The organism is Streptococcus sp. F0442, assembly GCF_000314795.2.
In the GTDB taxonomy this organism is placed as follows: Bacteria; Bacillota; Bacilli; order Lactobacillales; family Streptococcaceae; genus Streptococcus.
Genome location: NZ_KB373314.1, coordinates 110481 through 129089, shown reverse-complemented (window position 1 = coordinate 129089; position 18609 = coordinate 110481). Strand labels below are relative to the sequence as shown.

Annotated in this window: 21 protein-coding genes and 1 tRNA gene; 5 read left to right on the top strand and 17 right to left on the bottom strand. The window is 37.0% G+C overall.

The window, feature by feature from the left end; translation table 11 throughout:
• Positions 1-13: 13 nt before the first annotated feature.
• From HMPREF9186_RS00735 to HMPREF9186_RS00715, 3 genes are all read right to left on the bottom strand, one after another.
• A complete protein-coding gene (locus HMPREF9186_RS00735; protein ID WP_009730922.1) occupies positions 14-982 on the bottom strand; it encodes a DUF6287 domain-containing protein in 969 nt (322 codons plus the stop codon).
• Between the two features lie 287 nt (positions 983-1269).
• Positions 1270-1557, bottom strand: coding sequence for a hypothetical protein (locus tag HMPREF9186_RS00730; RefSeq protein WP_009730921.1), 288 nt, complete (start codon positions 1555-1557; stop codon positions 1270-1272).
• A 1463-nt stretch (positions 1558-3020) separates the two neighbouring features.
• Positions 3021-3641 carry a tetratricopeptide repeat protein gene (locus HMPREF9186_RS00715; protein ID WP_009730918.1) on the bottom strand — a complete coding sequence of 207 codons (621 nt, stop codon included), beginning with the start codon at positions 3639-3641 and terminating at the stop codon, positions 3021-3023.
• A 693-nt stretch (positions 3642-4334) separates the two neighbouring features.
• Between HMPREF9186_RS00715 and HMPREF9186_RS00705 the strand changes: the two genes are divergently transcribed.
• Positions 4335-5591: an MFS transporter gene (locus HMPREF9186_RS00705; RefSeq protein ID WP_232198419.1), complete on the top strand. Its 1257-nt coding sequence runs from the start codon at positions 4335-4337 to the stop codon at positions 5589-5591.
• Between the two features lie 185 nt (positions 5592-5776).
• Here the strand turns inward: HMPREF9186_RS00705 and HMPREF9186_RS11590 are convergent, their stop codons facing one another.
• The 13 genes from HMPREF9186_RS11590 to HMPREF9186_RS00640 form a co-directional block, all read right to left on the bottom strand.
• A complete protein-coding gene (locus HMPREF9186_RS11590; RefSeq protein ID WP_009730915.1) occupies positions 5777-6085 on the bottom strand; it encodes a hypothetical protein in 309 nt (102 codons plus the stop codon).
• A gap of 657 nt (positions 6086-6742) precedes the next feature.
• Positions 6743-6814: transfer RNA gene (locus HMPREF9186_RS00695), tRNA-Arg, on the bottom strand.
• A gap of 43 nt (positions 6815-6857) precedes the next feature.
• Positions 6858-7205: a 50S ribosomal protein L19 gene (gene rplS / locus HMPREF9186_RS00690; RefSeq protein ID WP_003003254.1), complete on the bottom strand. Its 348-nt coding sequence runs from the start codon at positions 7203-7205 to the stop codon at positions 6858-6860.
• A 123-nt stretch (positions 7206-7328) separates the two neighbouring features.
• Positions 7329-8546, bottom strand: coding sequence for a chloride channel protein (locus tag HMPREF9186_RS00685; RefSeq protein ID WP_009730914.1), 1218 nt, complete (start codon positions 8544-8546; stop codon positions 7329-7331).
• Positions 8539-8811: a chorismate mutase gene (locus HMPREF9186_RS00680; RefSeq protein WP_009730913.1), complete on the bottom strand. Its 273-nt coding sequence runs from the start codon at positions 8809-8811 to the stop codon at positions 8539-8541. The genes HMPREF9186_RS00685 and HMPREF9186_RS00680 overlap by 8 nt, the downstream gene beginning before the upstream one ends.
• A 63-nt stretch (positions 8812-8874) precedes the next feature.
• Positions 8875-9318 carry a flavodoxin gene (locus HMPREF9186_RS00675; RefSeq protein WP_009730912.1) on the bottom strand — a complete coding sequence of 148 codons (444 nt, stop codon included), beginning with the start codon at positions 9316-9318 and terminating at the stop codon, positions 8875-8877.
• A gap of 153 nt (positions 9319-9471) precedes the next feature.
• The gene (locus HMPREF9186_RS00670; RefSeq protein ID WP_009730911.1) at positions 9472-10191 is read right to left on the bottom strand and encodes a hypothetical protein; all 720 of its coding nucleotides are present in this window, start codon (positions 10189-10191) and stop codon (positions 9472-9474) included.
• Positions 10192-10204: 13 nt separating this feature from the next.
• Entirely contained in the window at positions 10205-10765 is a 561-nt protein-coding gene (locus tag HMPREF9186_RS10975; RefSeq protein WP_156801295.1) for a hypothetical protein, read from the bottom strand.
• A gap of 114 nt (positions 10766-10879) precedes the next feature.
• Positions 10880-11575 carry a hypothetical protein gene (locus tag HMPREF9186_RS11000; protein ID WP_009730909.1) on the bottom strand — a complete coding sequence of 232 codons (696 nt, stop codon included), beginning with the start codon at positions 11573-11575 and terminating at the stop codon, positions 10880-10882.
• Positions 11576-11675: 100 nt separating this feature from the next.
• Complete coding sequence (locus HMPREF9186_RS00655; protein WP_229042363.1) at positions 11676-12323, bottom strand: hypothetical protein; 648 nt, start codon at positions 12321-12323, stop codon at positions 11676-11678.
• Positions 12244-14166, bottom strand: a complete 1923-nt coding sequence (locus HMPREF9186_RS00650) for a DUF3114 domain-containing protein (protein ID WP_009730907.1) — start codon at positions 14164-14166, stop codon at positions 12244-12246. The genes HMPREF9186_RS00655 and HMPREF9186_RS00650 overlap by 80 nt, the downstream gene beginning before the upstream one ends.
• Positions 14141-14515: a DUF3958 family protein gene (locus HMPREF9186_RS00645; RefSeq protein ID WP_009730906.1), complete on the bottom strand. Its 375-nt coding sequence runs from the start codon at positions 14513-14515 to the stop codon at positions 14141-14143. The genes HMPREF9186_RS00650 and HMPREF9186_RS00645 overlap by 26 nt, the downstream gene beginning before the upstream one ends.
• Positions 14516-14532: 17 nt before the next feature.
• Positions 14533-14802: a TIGR04197 family type VII secretion effector gene (locus HMPREF9186_RS00640; protein ID WP_009730905.1), complete on the bottom strand. Its 270-nt coding sequence runs from the start codon at positions 14800-14802 to the stop codon at positions 14533-14535.
• Between the two features lie 148 nt (positions 14803-14950).
• Here HMPREF9186_RS00640 and HMPREF9186_RS00635 point away from each other — a divergent pair, with 148 nt between their 5' ends.
• The 4 genes from HMPREF9186_RS00635 to HMPREF9186_RS00620 all read left to right on the top strand — a co-directional run bounded on the left by HMPREF9186_RS00635 (position 14951) and on the right by HMPREF9186_RS00620 (position 17980).
• Positions 14951-15895, top strand: coding sequence for a DHH family phosphoesterase (locus tag HMPREF9186_RS00635; RefSeq protein ID WP_009730904.1), 945 nt, complete (start codon positions 14951-14953; stop codon positions 15893-15895).
• A 96-nt stretch (positions 15896-15991) separates the two neighbouring features.
• Positions 15992-16576 (top strand): hypothetical protein, encoded by a 585-nt coding sequence (locus HMPREF9186_RS00630; RefSeq protein ID WP_009730903.1) that lies wholly within the window; start codon positions 15992-15994, stop codon positions 16574-16576.
• Positions 16577-16736: 160 nt separating this feature from the next.
• A complete protein-coding gene (locus HMPREF9186_RS00625; RefSeq protein ID WP_003016441.1) occupies positions 16737-16979 on the top strand; it encodes a type B 50S ribosomal protein L31 in 243 nt (80 codons plus the stop codon).
• 74 nt (positions 16980-17053) lie between these two features.
• Positions 17054-17980 (top strand): hypothetical protein, encoded by a 927-nt coding sequence (locus tag HMPREF9186_RS00620; protein ID WP_009730902.1) that lies wholly within the window; start codon positions 17054-17056, stop codon positions 17978-17980.
• A 31-nt stretch (positions 17981-18011) separates the two neighbouring features.
• Here the strand turns inward: HMPREF9186_RS00620 and HMPREF9186_RS00615 are convergent, their stop codons facing one another.
• Positions 18012-18584: a flavin reductase family protein gene (locus HMPREF9186_RS00615; RefSeq protein ID WP_009730901.1), complete on the bottom strand. Its 573-nt coding sequence runs from the start codon at positions 18582-18584 to the stop codon at positions 18012-18014.
• Positions 18585-18609 lie beyond the last annotated feature (25 nt).

Below are 18609 nucleotides of genomic sequence, written 5' to 3'. Positions count from 1 at the left end.
CTCATCCAGCAATTTACTTCAGTACCGCAAGAATTTGACGAATCAAATCAGGATCCCCGTCTGGCAAGGTCACCGTCTCCGCATGATCCAATATGCCTTGGGTAAATTGCGTCATAAACTCCTCACTCTTGAGCTCGTCTGGAGACTGATGCCAGTGACTCGGCACAGGATAGATGGTCACCGTCCCATCTCCGTTAGATGCGTAGGTGATATTTCCTTCTGCTGAGTATGAACCAAAGAGATGATGGACCGTCTTCGGATAGGTCACTCCCATCCCTTCTTGGTAAATATAGGTACCAGCAGCACTTTCGTTGATATTCAATTCCTTAGGAACAGATTGAATCACATAAGCCCAGACATGCGCAGCCTCGACCTGAGCATCGCTATAGCCAGCATAATCATTCTCATCAGCCTTCTTCGAAGACTTAACCTCACCATCCGAGCGAGTATTCCACTTCTTGGCCTTACTAGTCTTAGAGCTACTACTGCTATCGTCTGTATCTGCTTGTTCCCGATCTTTCGGTTGCTCTTTCTTGCGATAGTAGAAATTGTCATCATCGCCATAAGCCGGTGACTGGCCAGCCCAGATCCGATCCTTGGACTTATCCGAAGCATCATCTTTGCCAGCTTTCTGACCTTTTGGAAGGAGCAAGAGACCATAGCCTCCAACACCTGACTTGGCACTGACCGTCATCTCTGCGATCTGGTCCTTCTGCTTAAAGCTCGATGCATCAAGCTCAACATCCTCGCTGACCAAGCCCTTGTCATCAAAGACCAGCTCATTGCCACGACCATCGATCCAAGTTCCTTTGATACTCGAGTAGTCCTTATCCTTAATAGCTTTTAAGTCCATACCAGACTGTTTCTTTTCTGAAGTGCTTGTCTGCTTAGTCTCCGAACTCTTAGGCGTCACCGTCCTCTGAGGACGACCACACGAAGCCAAGACCAAAGCAGAAAGCACAATCACAAAACCTTTTTTCATATCAATCTCCCTTCACACACCTACTATTTTAGAAAAATAAGAAAGGAGAGTCAAAGAAAAAGCGGAGTGGGAAAATAAATTAATGACATAAAAGTCTGTAAAATTATTATTTGAATTTCTAAAGAAAAAGAAGCTCTATGTATCGAGCTCCTAGGCCATCATTTTTTGTTTTTCTTGTTTTGGGACCATTCGAAACAACACGGCTCTAAAACAAGGTAACATTGATACTATCAACTCCACACATCCTACATAGACAGTTTCCCTTATTTTTTTAATATGCTTCAAAACTATATCTTGTACAAATTATTTAATCTTTCTAACTCTAATACACTCATAGATACTTCTACTCCAATAACTACCCCCTTACTATAAATAATTCCACAAGAAAACACAATCCTCTTCTGACTCAAAATATTTGACAATATTACAAATGATTCCAAAACATAATCCTCTATAGTAATAAAACAATTATTTTCATCTTTGAAAAACTCTATAAATCCAATATCCTTACACCTATCACGTAAATGAAACTTAAGTGATTTTAAAAAATAATCAAAAAACACATCATTTTCCATAGAAAACCCTTTCATTTTTTAAAAACATTCTGATATAATCATACAAAAAATAAAGGAGGACTACAATGAAAAAAAATAATTATTTTTATCTTGTTAATCCTCTTAATCTTTTCTGTTGTTTCAATTTTTATATACAACATGTTATAAAAAATAAATGACCAACCTCCTGTAGAGTACAGAAAACTGGTCGCATAAGAGGGTTTTCTCTTGTTCCATTATTGGGGTTCAGTTCCTAAACATGCTAAGTTTTTTGTGTGAAGATATATCAAAACTTTTTAAACCAATTCTTGATATACTCTAAGCATATATCCAGTAAGAATTTGATAAATAATAATACAATTCCAATCTTCACAAACATGTAATATTTAAATGTGCCATCAAATGAATGCACACGGATCGGAAAGGTGAAGATATTAGACGGATTGATAAGAAAATAAAGTGAGATACAAATAGATAAAACCAACGCCACTATAAAAATTTTTTTATGTAATTGCATTTTTTACCTTACCCTTTCTTGTTTTACAACATTAAATACCAATCACCAATTTTATATAGCCTGATTAATTCTTTCATTCCCCTTTCTAATAGGCTATTTTATAGTTCTTACACCTTAATCATATACAAATTTCAAAATAATACAAGTCTGTTTTTCTAATTATTTTTATGATATAATAATAAAGTTTGAATGTTAAATAAAAAACTCAGTAACTATCCCAACAAACTCTCTAAATTAGATACGATAAAAAAATTCTATTCTGGTTTTTTTTAACTATTCGGTAAAATTCTAGAAATTTTGATACCGAATAGTTATTTTTTGCATAAAATGTTAAAAAATCATGCTGAGATACCCATTCTGAGCTGATTTCAGTTTAGAGGGCGGACAATCTATCGCTAAAATTCCATACAGCCCCAACGGTTTATGCTGTTTTTTAGTTCATTCAACATCTTTTCGGGAAAAGATAAATTTTTCAATTGTACATTCATATAAAAACACGGCTATGAATCATAGCCGTGTTATATTTTACTTAAGCTAGTTCTCTTAGTTAATATTTACTTATCTTTTATTTGCTTTAAGTCATTTATCTCTTTTAGAATACTAAAAATATAGACACTAAATAGAACTACACCAAAAAAAGATAAAACAAAGAAACCTAACGTAAGTATTTCGCCTCTAACAGCTAGTACTCCAAGGGAAAAAATACCGATAGCCATTATGGAAATTATGAGAATAAACCACAAGTAAATCATGTAAAACTTATAAAGATAGCAAAAGGACTTATTTTTTTGTTTAGGCTTATCCTTCCAATTTAAATAAAAGAAATAAGGTATAGAAATAATTAAAATAAATAAAAATTTCATCTCTAGCACAACCTCTCATCTTATCACCCTTAATCAAATACATGATTTATAGCATATTAAAACTTTTTATTTAGGCAAATTAATAGCAAAATCTAAATGTCAAATCATTCATTAATCAATTCCTCAATTTCCTTTACCCCTTCAAACTCTCCAACACTTTCGAAAAATTCTATAGCTCGTTTGAAATTTCTATTGGATAATTCCGTATCTTCCAAGGCTAAATAGATTTCACCTAACCCTCTATAGCTACAAGCTTGAGAAATCACATCATCAGTCTCTAAAGATTGTTCCAATGACAGATTCATGAATGTAAGTGCTTCATCAAGATTGTTTAATTTCAATCTCACATAGCCTTGTTCGTAGTTATTCACAGCTTTCTTTAGATTATCGTTTGGAAAATACTCTTCAACTATCTTCTCTTCATCTTCAATGAGTTTTAAAGCCTTATGAAAATCACCCTGATCTCTGTAGATCATCGCTAATTGATGTAAGCCAATATGTTCATGTTCTTTATCTTCATTTTGTTGAGCTAATAAAATGTATTTCTCAAAGATATGGGTACACGAGGCATAGTCTTTTTCTGCTAACAATAAATATCCCATCAGATTTAAAAGACTAAAATCTGTACAGGTATCAATGGAAAAATCTTGTTCAACCAACTTTTTAGCTTCTGATGTTTTTCCCTCCAGAAACAAGTCCCATGCTGTATCAAGTTTAGATACCATCTATTTTCCCCTTTCAACTATAAACAACCTTCATAAAATAAAATCACTCAACAAGAAGATGCTCAACACTACCTTTATAAATTTAATCTACTAGGCTAAAGTATAGCAAAAGCTCAAATAACTACTATTTGGGCAAAATGTTACTTAGTTTCTTTTTAAATGAGCAATGAGTAACTTAATAAGATAAGCTAGAACTACAAGTGATAATAGAAAGAAAATAGAATAAATAAAATAGATTTGCATATCTGACACCTCCTAAATAAAAGAGATTAACCAACTTGTCCTCAATATTATTGTACTCTCGTTTGAAAACGGTGTCAAATGTTATGATAAATAGTATCAACAACTGGAATAAATGTAAAGCCTATAAAAAGCAAAATAAATCAATCTGTTTCATTTTGAAATACTTTAACGATTATAAAATATATCCTATATTAGAAGAGGTACGTATGAAGTTATCAATTTAGATAATGTCAAAGCAAGAGAGAAATATAATTAGTAAACATAAATATAATATTTTTTACATTTTTTATTATACTTTTGTTAGAATAATTGATAAAATCTTAATTAACCAAAATTATGGTTTATCTAATAATCTGATTGCCTTTCAGGTTCATTTAATGGGATTAGATAACCAAATCAATGTTGAAACGAATGGAGGAGGTTAGTATTAAAAATTTAATAAGTGATCAAATGTCTAATAGACAAATCGTCAAAGACTTTATCAGTAGTTTTATTAGTTCCTTAAGTGGAAAAGCTTTTAATTTTGCTTTAGGATTAATGTTACTGGACCAAACAAAATCGGCAATGAGTTTTGGAATCAATATGATCATCTATCCTTTAGTTAGTTTGATTTTCTTGCTTCCAATCGGTAATTTAGTAGACCGATACCGTCATAAAAAGATCTTAATTTATAATTTCATCTTTAGGCTTATAATCTTTATTCTGTTTTATGCTTTTTATTTTTTAACGAATTCATCTACTATCTTATATCTAGTAATCCCGTTTGTCATACTCCACTCTATTACAGTTAACATAAATGATACTTGTTACTCAGCTTCTATCCACGAGTTAGTAAATGATACAAAAATTCAACGTCTAAGCTCTGTTACACAAACCGCCATCGCTATCGCAACCATGCTTTCCCCAGCTATTGGAGTCATTTTTTATAATTGGTTAGGCTTCTCAGGCTTTATTCTCCTAGAAATCATTGCAAATCTCGATGCTTTAGGGGTCCTACTTACCATGAAATTCTTCTATGAACACAAAGGGCAGGAAGCTGAAATCAAACAAAATGAAAACCATCAACACGGGGTTAAAGAAATTATCCGATTTTTAAAAGAAAATCAGATTGTCAAATATATTATTCTTGTTAGTGTTGTACTGAATTTTTTCTATACTTCCATTAGCATTGGAGTGCCATTTGTAGTCAAAGAGCAACTCCTATTAGATAATGCAACAGTAGGTATCTTAGAAACAATGTATGCAGTTGGAATGTTATTAGCCAGTGTGTCTATGTCGCTACTGCCAGACAAAAAAGAAAACAACACACTTCTCACTAATAGAATTCGCATTCCGCTTTTTCTTCTAACTATCGCTATCATTGGTTTGGGTATTACATTTGCAACTAGTAACACCCAAGTGATTATTTCTTCCGTTGGCGGTTTATTTATGGGAATTATCGCATTCACTCTTGTTATTCTAAATATTGTCGTCATGACCTATCTTCAAAGTAGTATTGAAACAAATTATTTAGGAAGAGTAATGAGTACTTTGTTCACACTAAATACGTCTATCATGCCGATAGGTACCATTGTATTTACTTATCTATTTCAAAAGGACATAAACGGAGGTCTGATATTCATATTTGGAGGTGTTTCTCTCCTGATCTATACCATGATAATGTTACCTAGAATATATAGAATACTCCAAAAAGAACACATTTATTGACATTGAAACCTAAATAATACTAAAACAAAAAGACAAGGATAAAAAACCTTGTCTTTTTTTTAATACTATCAACTTAGACTAACAATGGGACTTTTTTCATAATTTAGCACCTTTTTAGTAACCTGTTCAAGATACGGATGTATAGTCCAGATAAAGACAATTCAAATTAGATTACGTCTATCTATTTACTTACCTTTTATTTGCTTTAATTCCTTTATCTCTTTTAGAATACTAAAAATATAGAAACTAAATAGAACTACACCTAAAACAGATAAAACAAAGAAACCAAACGGAAGTTTTCTTCCCATACCAGCTACTACTCCAAGGGATAAAATACCGCTAGCCATTATGGAAATTATGAGGATAAACCACAAGTAAATCATGTAAAACTTATAAAGATAACAAAAGGACTTATTTTTTTGTTTAGGCTTATCCTTCCATTTCAAATAAAAGAAATAAGGTGTATTAATAATTAAAATAAATAAAAATCTCATCTCTAGCACAACTTTTTACTTTCTATTTTGGATTTCCCACAAGATCTCCCAACTTCCAAATACCAAGCCAAAAAGAAATTGTTAGAATAATAAAGAATGTAAGGAACATATTATCGACTAGATTTTTACTCATCAAGCATAGTTCTCTAGCTATATAAGGAGACACAGGAAACAAAATGCACTGTATTATAGTAATTATTTTTTTCATGATTCATTAATAATACTGTCACATATGATACAGTATACTCCTTTCTAGGAAGATTTCTTTTTATCCCTATCTTTATTATAGGCCTAGAGCAATTTAGATTCAATTTTATATATGTGAAAGTAGTTTCAGATTTCGAACTTTAATTTTTTTATTATACATTGATTATCATTGAAAAAAATGTACAAATCAATTTCTTAGATTTGATAATATGATGAACTATAAAATATACAAAATACCACTCTAGAATAATGTACAAAACAAAAATAAAGTACACTTTTTTAAAGAATGTACTTTATGCTTCTAATTCAGTTGTATCAATGGTTTAGCTCTAGTTTAGTCAATTGTACATAAATTTTTAGTTTTAATTCGCTGACGTCCGTCCTCACCTATGGAAAGTCTCAAAAGAGGAATTTCTATTCAATCAGAAAATCCACATGATAAAAAGTTCATGTCCCCTGCCGGAATCGAACCAGCAACTACTCCTTAGGAGGGAGTTGTTATATCCATTGAACTAAGGGGACCGATAAAAAAAGAAGCGAGATCACTCCCGCCTCCTTGTTCGTCTTAACGACGGATTTCTTTAATACGAGCTGCTTTACCTTGCAATGCACGAAGGTAGTACAATTTCGCACGACGTACTTTACCGTAACGTACTACTTCAATCTTTTCTACACGTGGAGTGTGTACTGGGAATGTACGTTCAACACCGACACCGTTAGAGATTTTACGAACAGTGTACATTTCAGTGTGTCCTTGACCTTTACGAGCGATAACAACGCCTTCAAAGATCTGGATACGTTCACGAGATCCTTCGACAACTTTCGCGTGTACACGAACAGTGTCACCAGGACGGAATGCAGGGATATCAGTACGAAGTTGACCTTCAGTCAAGCTTTGGATTAATGGATTCATTTTATTCTCCTATCTTCGTCAATCTTGAGGGACTTCCCTCAGCGGATAAACTGTATTTTTGTGCTTCCATTACGCACAAAAACTATCATATCAGATATTTTCAGGTTTGTAAAGCTCTTTTCTCTACTTTTTTGCAACTTTTTGACCGGAATAAATGCTCCACTCTTTTGGTAGGCAATAGGCGATGGCGCAGGCGATCACAAAGAAAGGAAGATTGCCATAGCCAAAGACTTCTCCTCCGATCAAGATCGGTGCGAGCAAGGTCGTGGTCGCACTGCCAAAGACACTGGCATAACCGATAGCGGCCACGACTAAGACCGGTAAGCCCAGCAGAGGAGCGAGAAAGACGCCAAGTGTAGCTCCGATCGCAAAGAGCGGTGTCACTTCTCCTCCTTGGTATCCAGCAGAGATGGTCACCACGGTAAAGAGGAGCTTGAGGATCCAGTCATAACTCTGCGCACTCCCCTGATGAAAAGCCACATCAATCAGATTGGTTCCGAGTCCGCTATATGAGCCGACCTTGGTCAGCTGGAGGGTCAAGAGTACCAAGCTGAGTCCAGCCCCAATGACCGCGATTCGAATATACGGATTAGGCAGTACTTTCGCGACTGTTTTCTTCAACCAGGAAAGGCTAACTGCAAAGAGCTTCCCAGCGAGGCCAAACGCCAAGCCAAGAAGGGTGACTTTGATCAAGGTCTCTGGTGTCCAGCTCAGCGTTTCCTTGAGTGGCACAGCAAATTTCTCCAAGCCAAGAGCATGAGAGGTAAAGCTCGCCACGATCGAGGCGATGAGCGCTGGATAGAGAGCAATCAACTGCAACTCCCCAACTGTCAAGACCTCAAGGGCAAAGAAGGTTGCTGCCAGTGGCGTCTGAAAGAGCCCCGCAAAACCGGCTGCCATCCCGGTCATCAGAAAGATGCGCGAAGCATCCGGAAACTGGAAATAACGGGCAAAACGATGCGAAAGGGTTGCTCCGATCTGGACCGCTACGCCTTCTCGACCAACCGAACCGCCAAAGAGGTGGCTCATCCAGGTCGTCAGCATGATCAAAGGCACCAAGACCAAGGGGATATTCTCCTCACGCGCATGCCCGACATCAAAGACCAGGCCCATCCCTTTTGAAGCCTTCCCACCAAAACGTTTATAAAGATAAACGATGACAAGCCCCGCTAAAGCAAGAAAAAGAATCAAGGGCCAGTGCTGGCTTCGAAAATCTCCGATCAGAAGAAGCCCCCGGCCAAAAATCGTATCAATAGCACCTACCAAGAGACCGATGAAAAGGGCCACAATAGTCAGCACTAAATATTGTTGTGCTTTTTGCTTGATAGATAGACTAGTCACGCGCCCTCACCTCCTCTTGGTAGTCTCTAGAACGCGCCATTAAATCATGAAACTGGCCTTGAATTGTCGCACGATACCGCTCATCTGTCACAAGAGAGCCGACTTTCTCAAGCACCTCTCTTTCCCTTCCCTGATCGAGCACAGGTAGGCCCTGCTGCTCCTTATATTCTATAATCTGACCGACACAAACCATCCGTTTTTCCAACAAGGCTACAAGCTCTTGATCGATCTGGTCAATGTCCTTACGAATCTGATCTAAATCCATGTGTCCCCTCTTTATTTTGGATATAAATCGAGGCTGTAATCCATCGATCCAGCCTCTTTGTCATTAATTTGCTTTGGCTACGAGCTCTTCTGCAAAGGCCTCTAATTTTTCGATGTCTTCGTCTTCTGCAGACAAATCAACTTTGACACACTCAGAACCTTTTTCAGCACCCGTCGCAGCGAAGCAACGGTCGAAATCATCAACTGCTTTACAGAATTCATCGTAGAAGGTATCACCTGATCCTACAACACCGTAAAGTTTGCCTTTGAGATCAAGGCCAGCCAAATCTTCGTAGAAATCTTGAATCTCATCTGGAAGCTCTCCATCGCCGTATGTATAGGTCGCAACCACTGCGATATCGGCTTCAAGGAAGTCCTCCGCATCCACAGTTGTACACTCATCCACATCTACTTCGACACCAAGATCACGGAATTTATCCGCTACGATATCGGCAATTTCTTCAGTATTTCCAGTCATACTAGCAAAAACAATTTTCGCTACAGTCATAATTTCCTCCCAAAATCTATTTTCCGTATTATACCATTTTTTTAAGCATTTTGCACGAAACCTTTCCCGAGAAGATGAAAGTCATGGCTTGTTCATAGAAAAAGGTCCGATGGAACCTAATCACCCTCGTTTTCTTCTATTGATAGGTTTCTTCTATCCATCCCTTCCTTCCGCTTCGTGTTCCTCTTCAATATCTTTGATCAGCTGGATTTGCTCGTCTAATTTCTTGTCAAATTCGGTTTTGTTTTTGAATGGATATGAATAAGTACGCCATGTGTACCATTTGAGGCCTTCTTTATCCTTATAATACCACTCAATTTTAGTGGGCAAGAATTCTTTGTTGTATGTGATTCGGATTTTGGAGAATTGACTTTCCTTTTGATATTTGTATAAAAGCTCAAATTCTGGTGGATATTCTTCTTTGAGCAATTTTTTATCGATCAAAGATTCTGGTGAGCGCGTGATTTTGTAGTTGGAATCCCGAATTTCCTTTCTTGAGAATTTCCCCTTTAAGAGTGCCGATGAAAGTTGATTTTTAACCACATCTTCATAGATTCTCGAGGCACTATCATCGCTATAGCTTCCATATTTTTCACTTCCCCTAACAGCTGTATTAAAAGGAATATATAGATTCTTTGCTTCTAGATCGATACCTGTACCAAAATCATCTCCCCTTATTTTCGTCCATTCCGGGTTTTGCACAAATATAAATCGTTGTTCCTGCAAAATAGCATAAGCATCCTTTGATAGTTTTTGAACATGGTTGACTATTTGGATACTAAAAACAGCAGCTATTATTATACCTACCACGATTAAGAGAAGATGGTTCTTCGATAGAGATTTTAACTTTAATAAATTTTTTAATACTTTCATATCACTCTATATCCTAATCTCCTTCTTTCTCACTTTCAATTTCTTTAATCAACTGGATTTGCTCGTCTAATTTCTTATCGAAGTCAGATTTGTTTTTAAATGGGTAAGAGTAAGTGCGAATCGTATTCCAACTCATTTCACCATTTTTTTCATAATATCCTTCCAGTTTTATGGGGAGAAACTCTTTGTTATAGGTAACACGAACTTTACTCATCTTATCGTGCACATAATAATTTTCTATATACCCTTTCTTTAAATCAGAAAGATAATTTTGATTGATAAATTTACTTGCTTTAAATTCCAACGTATACTGATGATTCAAAATATCCCTTTTTGCAATTGGAATATTCATAATACCATATGTTACCATGTCCTCCAATTTACTTTTATACAGAACAGTTGGCGTGTATACGCTATTCACATAAATCTTTCCATTTTTTATAGCATTAGTAGAACAATAAAACTCATGAGTTTTCAAGTTAAAACTAACCTCATCTTCGGGATATCTACTATCCTGAACTGTAACAAATTGACGGGCTTGCATTCTTTCATAGCTCGTTTGTTTTCTATCCATATCCACGTTTGAAATCACGAAAAACCCTACGATACACATGAAAAGTATGCTAATCGATAAAATACTTACAACTCTTATTTTTTCCCACATTTACTATTTAACCTTTTTTGATCCTTAACCATCCTCTTCTTCCACCTCGTGTTCCTTTTCAATGTCTTTGATCCTCTGGATTTCTTCATCAAGTTTTTTATTAAATTCAGATTCAGTATTATAGGGATAAGAAAAACGACTCCAGGTATACCACTTAAGCCCCTCATCACCTTTAAAATACCATTCAAGCTTGACTGGCAAGTAATCCTGATTATAAGTAATCCGCACTTTGGAAAATTGGTCAGTTTTATCTAAAACTCTAGCCTCAAATTCAGGTGTCTTTTCCTCTTTCACTCGTGATTTAGTAATTAGAGATTTCGGATCTCGCTCAATGATATAGTTTGATTTCTCGATCTCATCTTTTGAAACCTTTAAATTCAGAATTGCGGAGGTAACTTCCTCATAAAGAATACCGTTATAACTATCAGACGAAGAAACGGACGCATATTCTCCAAATTTTTTCCCATTTTTAACTGCTGCTTGAGTAGAATTATAATAATTCTTATTTTTCAGATCAATTCCAATTTCAAAGTTATGATTATATTGATCTTTGTTTATTGAATCATCAACTACAATAAACTTTTGATATTCTAATATCGATTTTGAATCTTTACCAATTTTACCTCTGCGGACTGCAATGAAAAGACCAGCAACACAAACTAGAATCAAAGTAACTAGAAGGACTTTTAAACTGAATCGTCTCTTTTTAACTTCTTTCATAATTTCCACATCATTCTAACAACATATCTAATCCAAAGTAAATGTCTTCCTAACAATAAAGCTGGGCCCTAAATAAGCTCAGCTTTATTTCAATAACAGGTCAATCACCCTCATTTTCTTCTTGAATTTCTTTAATAGTTTCGATTTCTTCATCAAGCTTCTTATTAAATTCAGCCTTATTCTTAAATGGGTATGAATACGTGCGCCAAGTGTACCATTTTAGCCCTTCTTCACCCTTATAGTACCACTCAATTTTAGTAGGTAGAAACTCTTTGTTGTAGGTGATACGAACTTTGGAAAATTGACTATCCTTGATAGAATATCTACCTTCAAATTCTGGCGGATGTTTTTCATCTAATAATTTTTTATTGATGAATGAATCAGTTGAACGAGTGATTTGATAGTTGGAATCTTTTATATCTTCAATATTAATGTGGTGATTTAAAAGTGCTGAAGTGAGCTCAATATCCAAAGCTCTTTTATAATACTCCGCAGCACTATATTCCTGACTACCACCATACAATTTACTATTTTTTATTGCAGCTCCATGGTAATAAAAAAATTCTTTATCTTTTAAATCAAAACCCGCACTGATTGATAATTTTTTATCATTATCTGAAATACTTTGAGTCTCAATATAACGTTTATTTATTAATATTGAATGAGTATCACTTATGCTCTTTGATGTACTCAGGGCTACGAGTATACTTATTATACCCGCGATCGCTAGGCTTAATGCCACTAGCATAACTTTTATATTTATTATACTCTTCCATTTTTTCTTTTTCTGACATTCCTTTTGTATTACGTTGCCATGCTTCATAATCTTCATGTCCTCCTCCTTTTACAATATCCGCGAATTGACCAACATGACCAGTTTTTTCATCTTTTTTACCCAAATCATCTTCATAGCGAAATAGTTTTTTTGCTTCAGTTCGAGTAGCTGGCTCAGGAGTGCCATCCACATCGAGCATTCCATGTTTACCTTCGTAAAACTTAGTAACATCAGAATTATCACCTTTTGAAGGGCCATAGTTAAAGGACTCCGTATTTGCAATTTCTCTTAATTCATCTTCAGAATAATGATCTGGGTTGGAATCATAGCGACCATTTGGAAGTTTGTGCTTGTCATAGGCATCCCATTGGCTATCAAACTCGCCGGTATCCATATTCACAATAAACTCCACCATCCGAGCATTGTTTAAATCTTTTCCTTTAGATGAATTGCCTTTGGGTACTTGAACCTTCATATTATAGGGATGTTTGAAGCCATCTTTTGGAGTGAAGCGGTTATGGTAGTTAGAGCCAGTTGTATAATCAAATTCAATATTATTTTCTTTACCATATGCTAACAGTTTTTCATAATCATTTGCGCCTTCGTAGTGACTCCGAATATAGTAAATTGCTTGGCGATCCAAATAATAGCGGAAGAAATGAACTTGCTGCCTAAGTAAATCTTTTTTGTAATTAAGATGTTTATCACCGAATGCTTTTACAACATCCCGTCTGAAATACATGTTGAAATCACCATGTGGTGGTAGGTTCTCTGAAATCTTATGCGTTTTGCTTGTCAAATGCATAAACTGATTACCATCTGTTTCTGCACCCAATTGCTTAAGAACTAGTTCTACTTTCGCTTTTGAATCTAGTTTGCTATCCGCATACATAATTGTATAAACATCAGAGCCAATTTCTTTCGTCTGTGCAAACAATTCATCTCTTTTAGCAATTAACCCACTACCTGTATGGATATCAGAAGACCCTTCTTTAACTTGATGGACATAGCTATCCACCGCAGCTTGATCCCATCCATCTACTTCTTTTAGTTGATTGTTTTGGTCGCGTAGGCCAGTGATGTACTCATTATATTCTTTCCAGGTTACATTCTGAGGTCTTTCAATCTCATATTTCTTAGCAAAAGCTCTATTCTCAACGTTCTCTTTTACATCAGTAATCCAAGATAGATCTGTTGGAACAGTATAAGTACTAGTATTTGGATCCCAGGCTAGATTAATTTGACTGATGCCTGTTTGAATAGCATTGCTTAAAACATCTATATCACCAAATATTTCAGGAGAACTTGTATTAAATGCTCTTAGTTTATTTAATTTTTCTTGTAGTTCATTTCTAGCAGATTGAAAAATACTATCTAATATATTTAATCTTTGAATCCTCTGTAATCTCTGTATTCGTTGGAAATCACCAGCACTCGTAGATTGACTATCCCCTATTTCATTAAGCTCTCTTTGAATTGCAGACATCATTTGATCATAACGTTCAATATCAGCAACCAACTTATCTTCCTTTAAGTCCTCATCAGCCACCTCTGTGCGATAGGATGTTGGAAGTTTCTTGACACTCTCTTGTGTAGCTTCTGCTAAAGCTATTCCTGCCTCTTTCAATGGCTGGACAACACTCGTAATAAAAGTACGGAAAGAATCGTATGCTGTCCCAGATAAAAGAGAGGCAGAGTTTTCTATCTGTGATAGTGATTTTCCAAGAGCCTCATAGGCTTTCAATTGCTGCTCAACCATCGTCCCTGTGCTAGTAGCTTGACTATCCAAACTACCTCGATAAACTTCGATTCCCATTGTCACTCTCCTGTTCTAAATATATTTTTTTTCGTTCATGATAAATATCATTTAAATCATCTTCAATTTTTCTTTTTTGACGGTCTAATTCTTCTAATTCTTCCAAATAACTATTTGACATTTTGCGGGATTCATGAAGAACTTCCTCTTGTAGTTGATCAAAGAGATTTCTAGAGGAAGGATAGGATTCAAATGAATTCCATAATAATCGGTGCGCTTCAAAACTATAGCCCTCAAAGCGATTCATCTCATCTTCCAAGCTTCTTTTTTCTTTTAGAATAGCCCTTTCTTTTTGATAAAGAAAGTCTTCTTTTCTTATTAATTCTGATAGTTGTTGATCGTGATTCATTATCCTGCTCTCTCAACTTAGTAAATACGAGCAGAATTTGCTTCATCAACAATTGTAAATCCAGTTGCAACACTTTGAAGATTGGTCCCAATCGCCTCAATCGCTGCTGCAATTTCTCCTGCTTTGGTGCTAGCAATATCAATGGCTTGATGGGCTGCATCATTTCCAGCAAGAATCGTTTTCTCATCTTTTGTAGCTGCTGCAACTCCCGAAAGTGTATCCCCACTTGCTGTTAATGTAGCCGCTAACTCTTGTGCTGTCTCAGCATTACTTTTAATTTCAATCATCCTAGTCCCTCCCATACTAAATCTATTCATCCATTCTACCAAAATAATGAAGTTCTGTAAAACCGCTTCCACTGCCCCTACATAGTGATAAACGCTTGCTGGATGGGCCTTTCTTATGTTAAAATTGACTAAGAAAACGAGGTAATGTATGAACGTAATGAATGACATTCTTGAAAAGATTCAAGCTTATGACACAATTATTATCCACCGTCACCAGAATCCGGATCCGGATGCGATTGGTAGCCAGGTGGGCTTGCGGGATCTCCTGCGTGCGCACTTCCCTCAAAAGCGTGTATTGGCAACTGGCTATGATGAGCCGACCTTGACTTGGCTTGCTGAAATGGATGATGTTAAGGATGAAGATTTTGAGGGAGCTTTGGTGATTATCTGTGACACGGCCAATACTCCCCGCATCGATGACAAGCGCTATTTGAATGGTGATTTCCTGATCAAGATCGACCACCATCCAAATGACGATGCATATGGCGATCTGCTCTGGGTTGATACAGACTCAAGCTCAACCAGTGAGCTGATTGCACTTTTTGCTAAGGAATCGGATCTCGATCTTCCTGTTAGTGCTGCGCGTCTCCTCTATGCTGGGATTGTCGGCGATACGGGTCGCTTCCTTTATCCTGCTACTTCGACTCGGACCTTTGAGATCGCTGCCTATCTTCGGAGCATTCCTTTTGATTTTACAGCCCTTGCTCGTCAAATGGATACGATCAATCTTAAAACCGCTAAACTGCAAGGCTATGTCTATGACCACCTTGAGATCGATGAGCATGGCGCTGCGCGTGTGACCCTGACACAAGAGCTCTTGAAAAAATTCGATCTACGTGATTCCGAGACTGCTGCCATTGTTGGGGCTCCTGGACGCATCGATACCGTGTCTGTTTGGGCTATTTTTGTCGAGCAGGCAGACGGTCACTTCCGTGTCCGGATGCGGAGCAAACGTAAAGTGATTAACGAAATTGCTAAACGCCATAATGGTGGTGGCCATCCACTAGCGAGTGGGGCGAACTCTTACTCTCTTGAAGAGAATGACCAAATCTACCAAGAACTACAAGAAGTGGCTCGTACGAACGAAGGCTGAGAACGATTTCTCAGCCTTTTTATCGCTTTTGTGGGGTTTTCAATTCAAGAACCTTATGGTAAAATAAATCTATTAAAATTTTTAAGGAGAGTTTTTATGGAAAAAAATCGTTTGTTTATCGTTATCTCTTCTGCAGCGGCGATTCTTGGATCATTCTTACCTTGGGGTACCTATTCGATGGGTATAATTGGATCAGGCAGTATTAGTGGTCTTGAAGTACATTCTTGGATTGTTATCCTTCTTGCAATTGGCTCCATCGTTCTTGCATGCTTGAACAACGTAAACACACCAATGTCTAAAGATTTCGCAATGGGTGTTATTGTAGCGGGAGCTTTCTCAACTATCTTTACAGTATATCGCACTATTAATTTTGGTGACGTTACTATAAGGATTGGTGATTATGGCTTTTCAATCGGATTTGGTTTGATCCTCACTTTAGTTGCAAGCATCGCTATGGTTGTGACTGGTCTCTTGGCAATGTCTGGTGGTAAAATCACTAAAGGAACATTTGAAGAGCTTGCTGAATCAGGTAAAGGATTTGCTCAATCAGTAGGACGCGTTACATCTTCTACTGTAAAAACTGCTGTAAATGAAATCAAAAAAGAAACTCACGAACACACTGAGGGACAAGCTGAGCAAGCAGCTCAAGCACCAAAAGATCCTAATCAATCTGAACAATAAGAAGATCGGCATCACCTTGGCTTAGCCAGGGTGATTTTTTAATGATTAATTTAAATAAAATTAGTGAAAATACTTGTCAAGATCCTAGAAATTTGGTACACTAGCTAGGTAACAATCTATGGCTCGGAAAGAGACCATGGCAGAAAGGAAATATTGCAAAATGAAAAAAGATATCCATCCAGAATATCGCCCTGTTGTCTTCATGGACACTACTACTGGTTACAAGTTCCTTAGTGGTTCAACTAAGTACTCTAGCGAGACTGTTGAATTCGAAGGTGAAACTTACCCATTGATCCGTGTTGAAATTTCATCAGACTCACACCCATTCTACACTGGACGTCAAAAGTTCACTCAAGCAGATGGACGTGTGGATCGTTTCAACAAAAAATACGGTCTCAAATAAGAACCAACACAGAACCACTTCCCTTTCGGGAGTGGTTTTTTTGAGTTCTTCCTTTCTTATGCTACAATAGAAAAATGCACTATATCACAGAAACATTGGGGACTTATCTTTCCTTAAAACCCTACCACCATTATTCTTCTATTCCGTTGGTTCGTTTTGAGAAGAAAACAGCGGATACTTTCATTCTCTGTTTTAAAAGAGAGATGCAACTGTTTGTGATTGATCTAGAACAAGATTCTGGGCAGAGTCTTTTATTTGCCCATGCCAGTCTCATTGACCGTCAGGAGCTCTTAGAGGGCATCGCTGCTGTCCCTCTTGAAGTTCTGCATACTCTCTACGTTTTGGCTTTTCCTCGAGAACTGTACGAATTTTCTGAGGAAGCGCGGTTAAAGAACATCGTTGCTCTCTATCAGGCGCACGAGGACGTCCTTTCTTTTCTAAAGTCGACACGTACTATAGGGGACCAGGTCACGGCTTATGAACTCGAGTGGAAAAGAACAGCTAAAAACCTGGCAGACTTTGATCCTTTTCGTTATACGAGCCGTTCTGAGGTGGGAGCTCCTGATGATCTATCGGTTGTCTCCAGAAAAGACTATGACTTCATTCCCGATTTTCATCCCTTCTTATACAGTAAACGTGGGGGCAAGGTCTTCAGCATCCCAGCTGACTATCTGGATCCTAAAATTGGACAAAGGGCCAACCTTGAGATCATGGGCTGGTACTTGCGAGATCAGCAGCTAAAACTTCGATGGAAACCCAAACACACGCGCAAGAGACGCTGGCGTTCTTCGCAACTCTCTATCGACATTGTCAGCAAGCACTACTTCTTTCAAGGTGAAATTTATAAAGGGACCAGTGCTCCTGTCTTTCTGGATCAGTTGGAATTTAAGGTCCCGCAAGGATACCAAGCTGACCTAGAAAAAGCCTACCAAGAGTTTCTAAGCATGGTAGAGGAACGAAAACGCAAAGCCCTTCTTCGAAAGGTGGCGCTTGGAAAGTAAAAAGGCTAAGGGGTCCCCTAGCCTTTTTCTGCTATTCTTCATTTTCTCTGATTTTCTTGATGATGCTTCCCATTTGAACGCCACCATCTTTATAGTTTCTATAATAACGGCCAGCTCCATCTCCAATATAGCTGATCGGTGAGAAAGTATCGCTCTTGAAGGTACCATCTTCGTCAATCAAGTCTTCTTCTACTTCACGACGGGTTACACGAGCGATAATATTGGTCAATGCTCCACATTCTACAAATTCAACAACTTGGCATTCAATGGAAACTGGACAAGCCGTTACCATTGGAGCGTCTACTGTTTCCCCAATTGTATAGTCTAGACCTGTAAGAGCAAACTTGTCCTTGCGGCTATTGAAACCAGCTATTTCAACCTCTGTTAAGAGCTCCTCTGTAGGGATATTCACGGTGAACGATCCGTGTTTTTTAATTTCTGTGACGGCATTTCCTTTGGTTCTCATAGCGACCACCATCATACTACCGAGAGTATAGGCTGAACTAGAGGTCGAAATATTATATCCATGCGCATCATCCTTGTATCCTAAGAAAAATACAGGAAATCCAAAATATAATTTACGTGTTTCAAATGTTTGTTTCACACTTTTCTCCTTTTTATTGCTTCTT

Excerpts from the sequence above, each read along its gene's own strand:
- HMPREF9186_RS00735 (WP_009730922.1), bottom strand. The coding sequence starts at position 982 with ATGAAAAAAGGTTTTGTGATTGTGCTTTCTGCTTTGGTCTTGGCTTCG.
- HMPREF9186_RS00730 (WP_009730921.1), bottom strand. The coding sequence starts at position 1,557 with ATGGAAAATGATGTGTTTTTTGATTATTTTTTAAAATCACTTAAGTTT.
- HMPREF9186_RS00715 (WP_009730918.1), bottom strand. The coding sequence starts at position 3,641 with ATGGTATCTAAACTTGATACAGCATGGGACTTGTTTCTGGAGGGAAAA.
- HMPREF9186_RS00705 (WP_232198419.1), top strand. The coding sequence starts at position 4,335 with ATGTCTAATAGACAAATCGTCAAAGACTTTATCAGTAGTTTTATTAGT.
- HMPREF9186_RS11590 (WP_009730915.1), bottom strand. The coding sequence starts at position 6,085 with ATGAGATTTTTATTTATTTTAATTATTAATACACCTTATTTCTTTTAT.
- rplS (WP_003003254.1), bottom strand. The coding sequence starts at position 7,205 with ATGAATCCATTAATCCAAAGCTTGACTGAAGGTCAACTTCGTACTGAT.
- HMPREF9186_RS00680 (WP_009730913.1), bottom strand. The coding sequence starts at position 8,811 with ATGGATTTAGATCAGATTCGTAAGGACATTGACCAGATCGATCAAGAG.
- HMPREF9186_RS00675 (WP_009730912.1), bottom strand. The coding sequence starts at position 9,318 with ATGACTGTAGCGAAAATTGTTTTTGCTAGTATGACTGGAAATACTGAA.
- HMPREF9186_RS00670 (WP_009730911.1), bottom strand. The coding sequence starts at position 10,191 with ATGAAAGTATTAAAAAATTTATTAAAGTTAAAATCTCTATCGAAGAAC.
- HMPREF9186_RS10975 (WP_156801295.1), bottom strand. The coding sequence starts at position 10,765 with ATGGATAGAAAACAAACGAGCTATGAAAGAATGCAAGCCCGTCAATTT.
- HMPREF9186_RS11000 (WP_009730909.1), bottom strand. The coding sequence starts at position 11,575 with ATGAAAGAAGTTAAAAAGAGACGATTCAGTTTAAAAGTCCTTCTAGTT.
- HMPREF9186_RS00655 (WP_229042363.1), bottom strand. The coding sequence starts at position 12,323 with ATGCTAGTGGCATTAAGCCTAGCGATCGCGGGTATAATAAGTATACTC.
- HMPREF9186_RS00650 (WP_009730907.1), bottom strand. The coding sequence starts at position 14,166 with ATGGGAATCGAAGTTTATCGAGGTAGTTTGGATAGTCAAGCTACTAGC.
- HMPREF9186_RS00645 (WP_009730906.1), bottom strand. The coding sequence starts at position 14,515 with ATGAATCACGATCAACAACTATCAGAATTAATAAGAAAAGAAGACTTT.
- HMPREF9186_RS00640 (WP_009730905.1), bottom strand. The coding sequence starts at position 14,802 with ATGATTGAAATTAAAAGTAATGCTGAGACAGCACAAGAGTTAGCGGCT.
- HMPREF9186_RS00635 (WP_009730904.1), top strand. The coding sequence starts at position 14,951 with ATGAACGTAATGAATGACATTCTTGAAAAGATTCAAGCTTATGACACA.
- HMPREF9186_RS00630 (WP_009730903.1), top strand. The coding sequence starts at position 15,992 with ATGGAAAAAAATCGTTTGTTTATCGTTATCTCTTCTGCAGCGGCGATT.
- HMPREF9186_RS00625 (WP_003016441.1), top strand. The coding sequence starts at position 16,737 with ATGAAAAAAGATATCCATCCAGAATATCGCCCTGTTGTCTTCATGGAC.
- HMPREF9186_RS00620 (WP_009730902.1), top strand. The coding sequence starts at position 17,054 with ATGCACTATATCACAGAAACATTGGGGACTTATCTTTCCTTAAAACCC.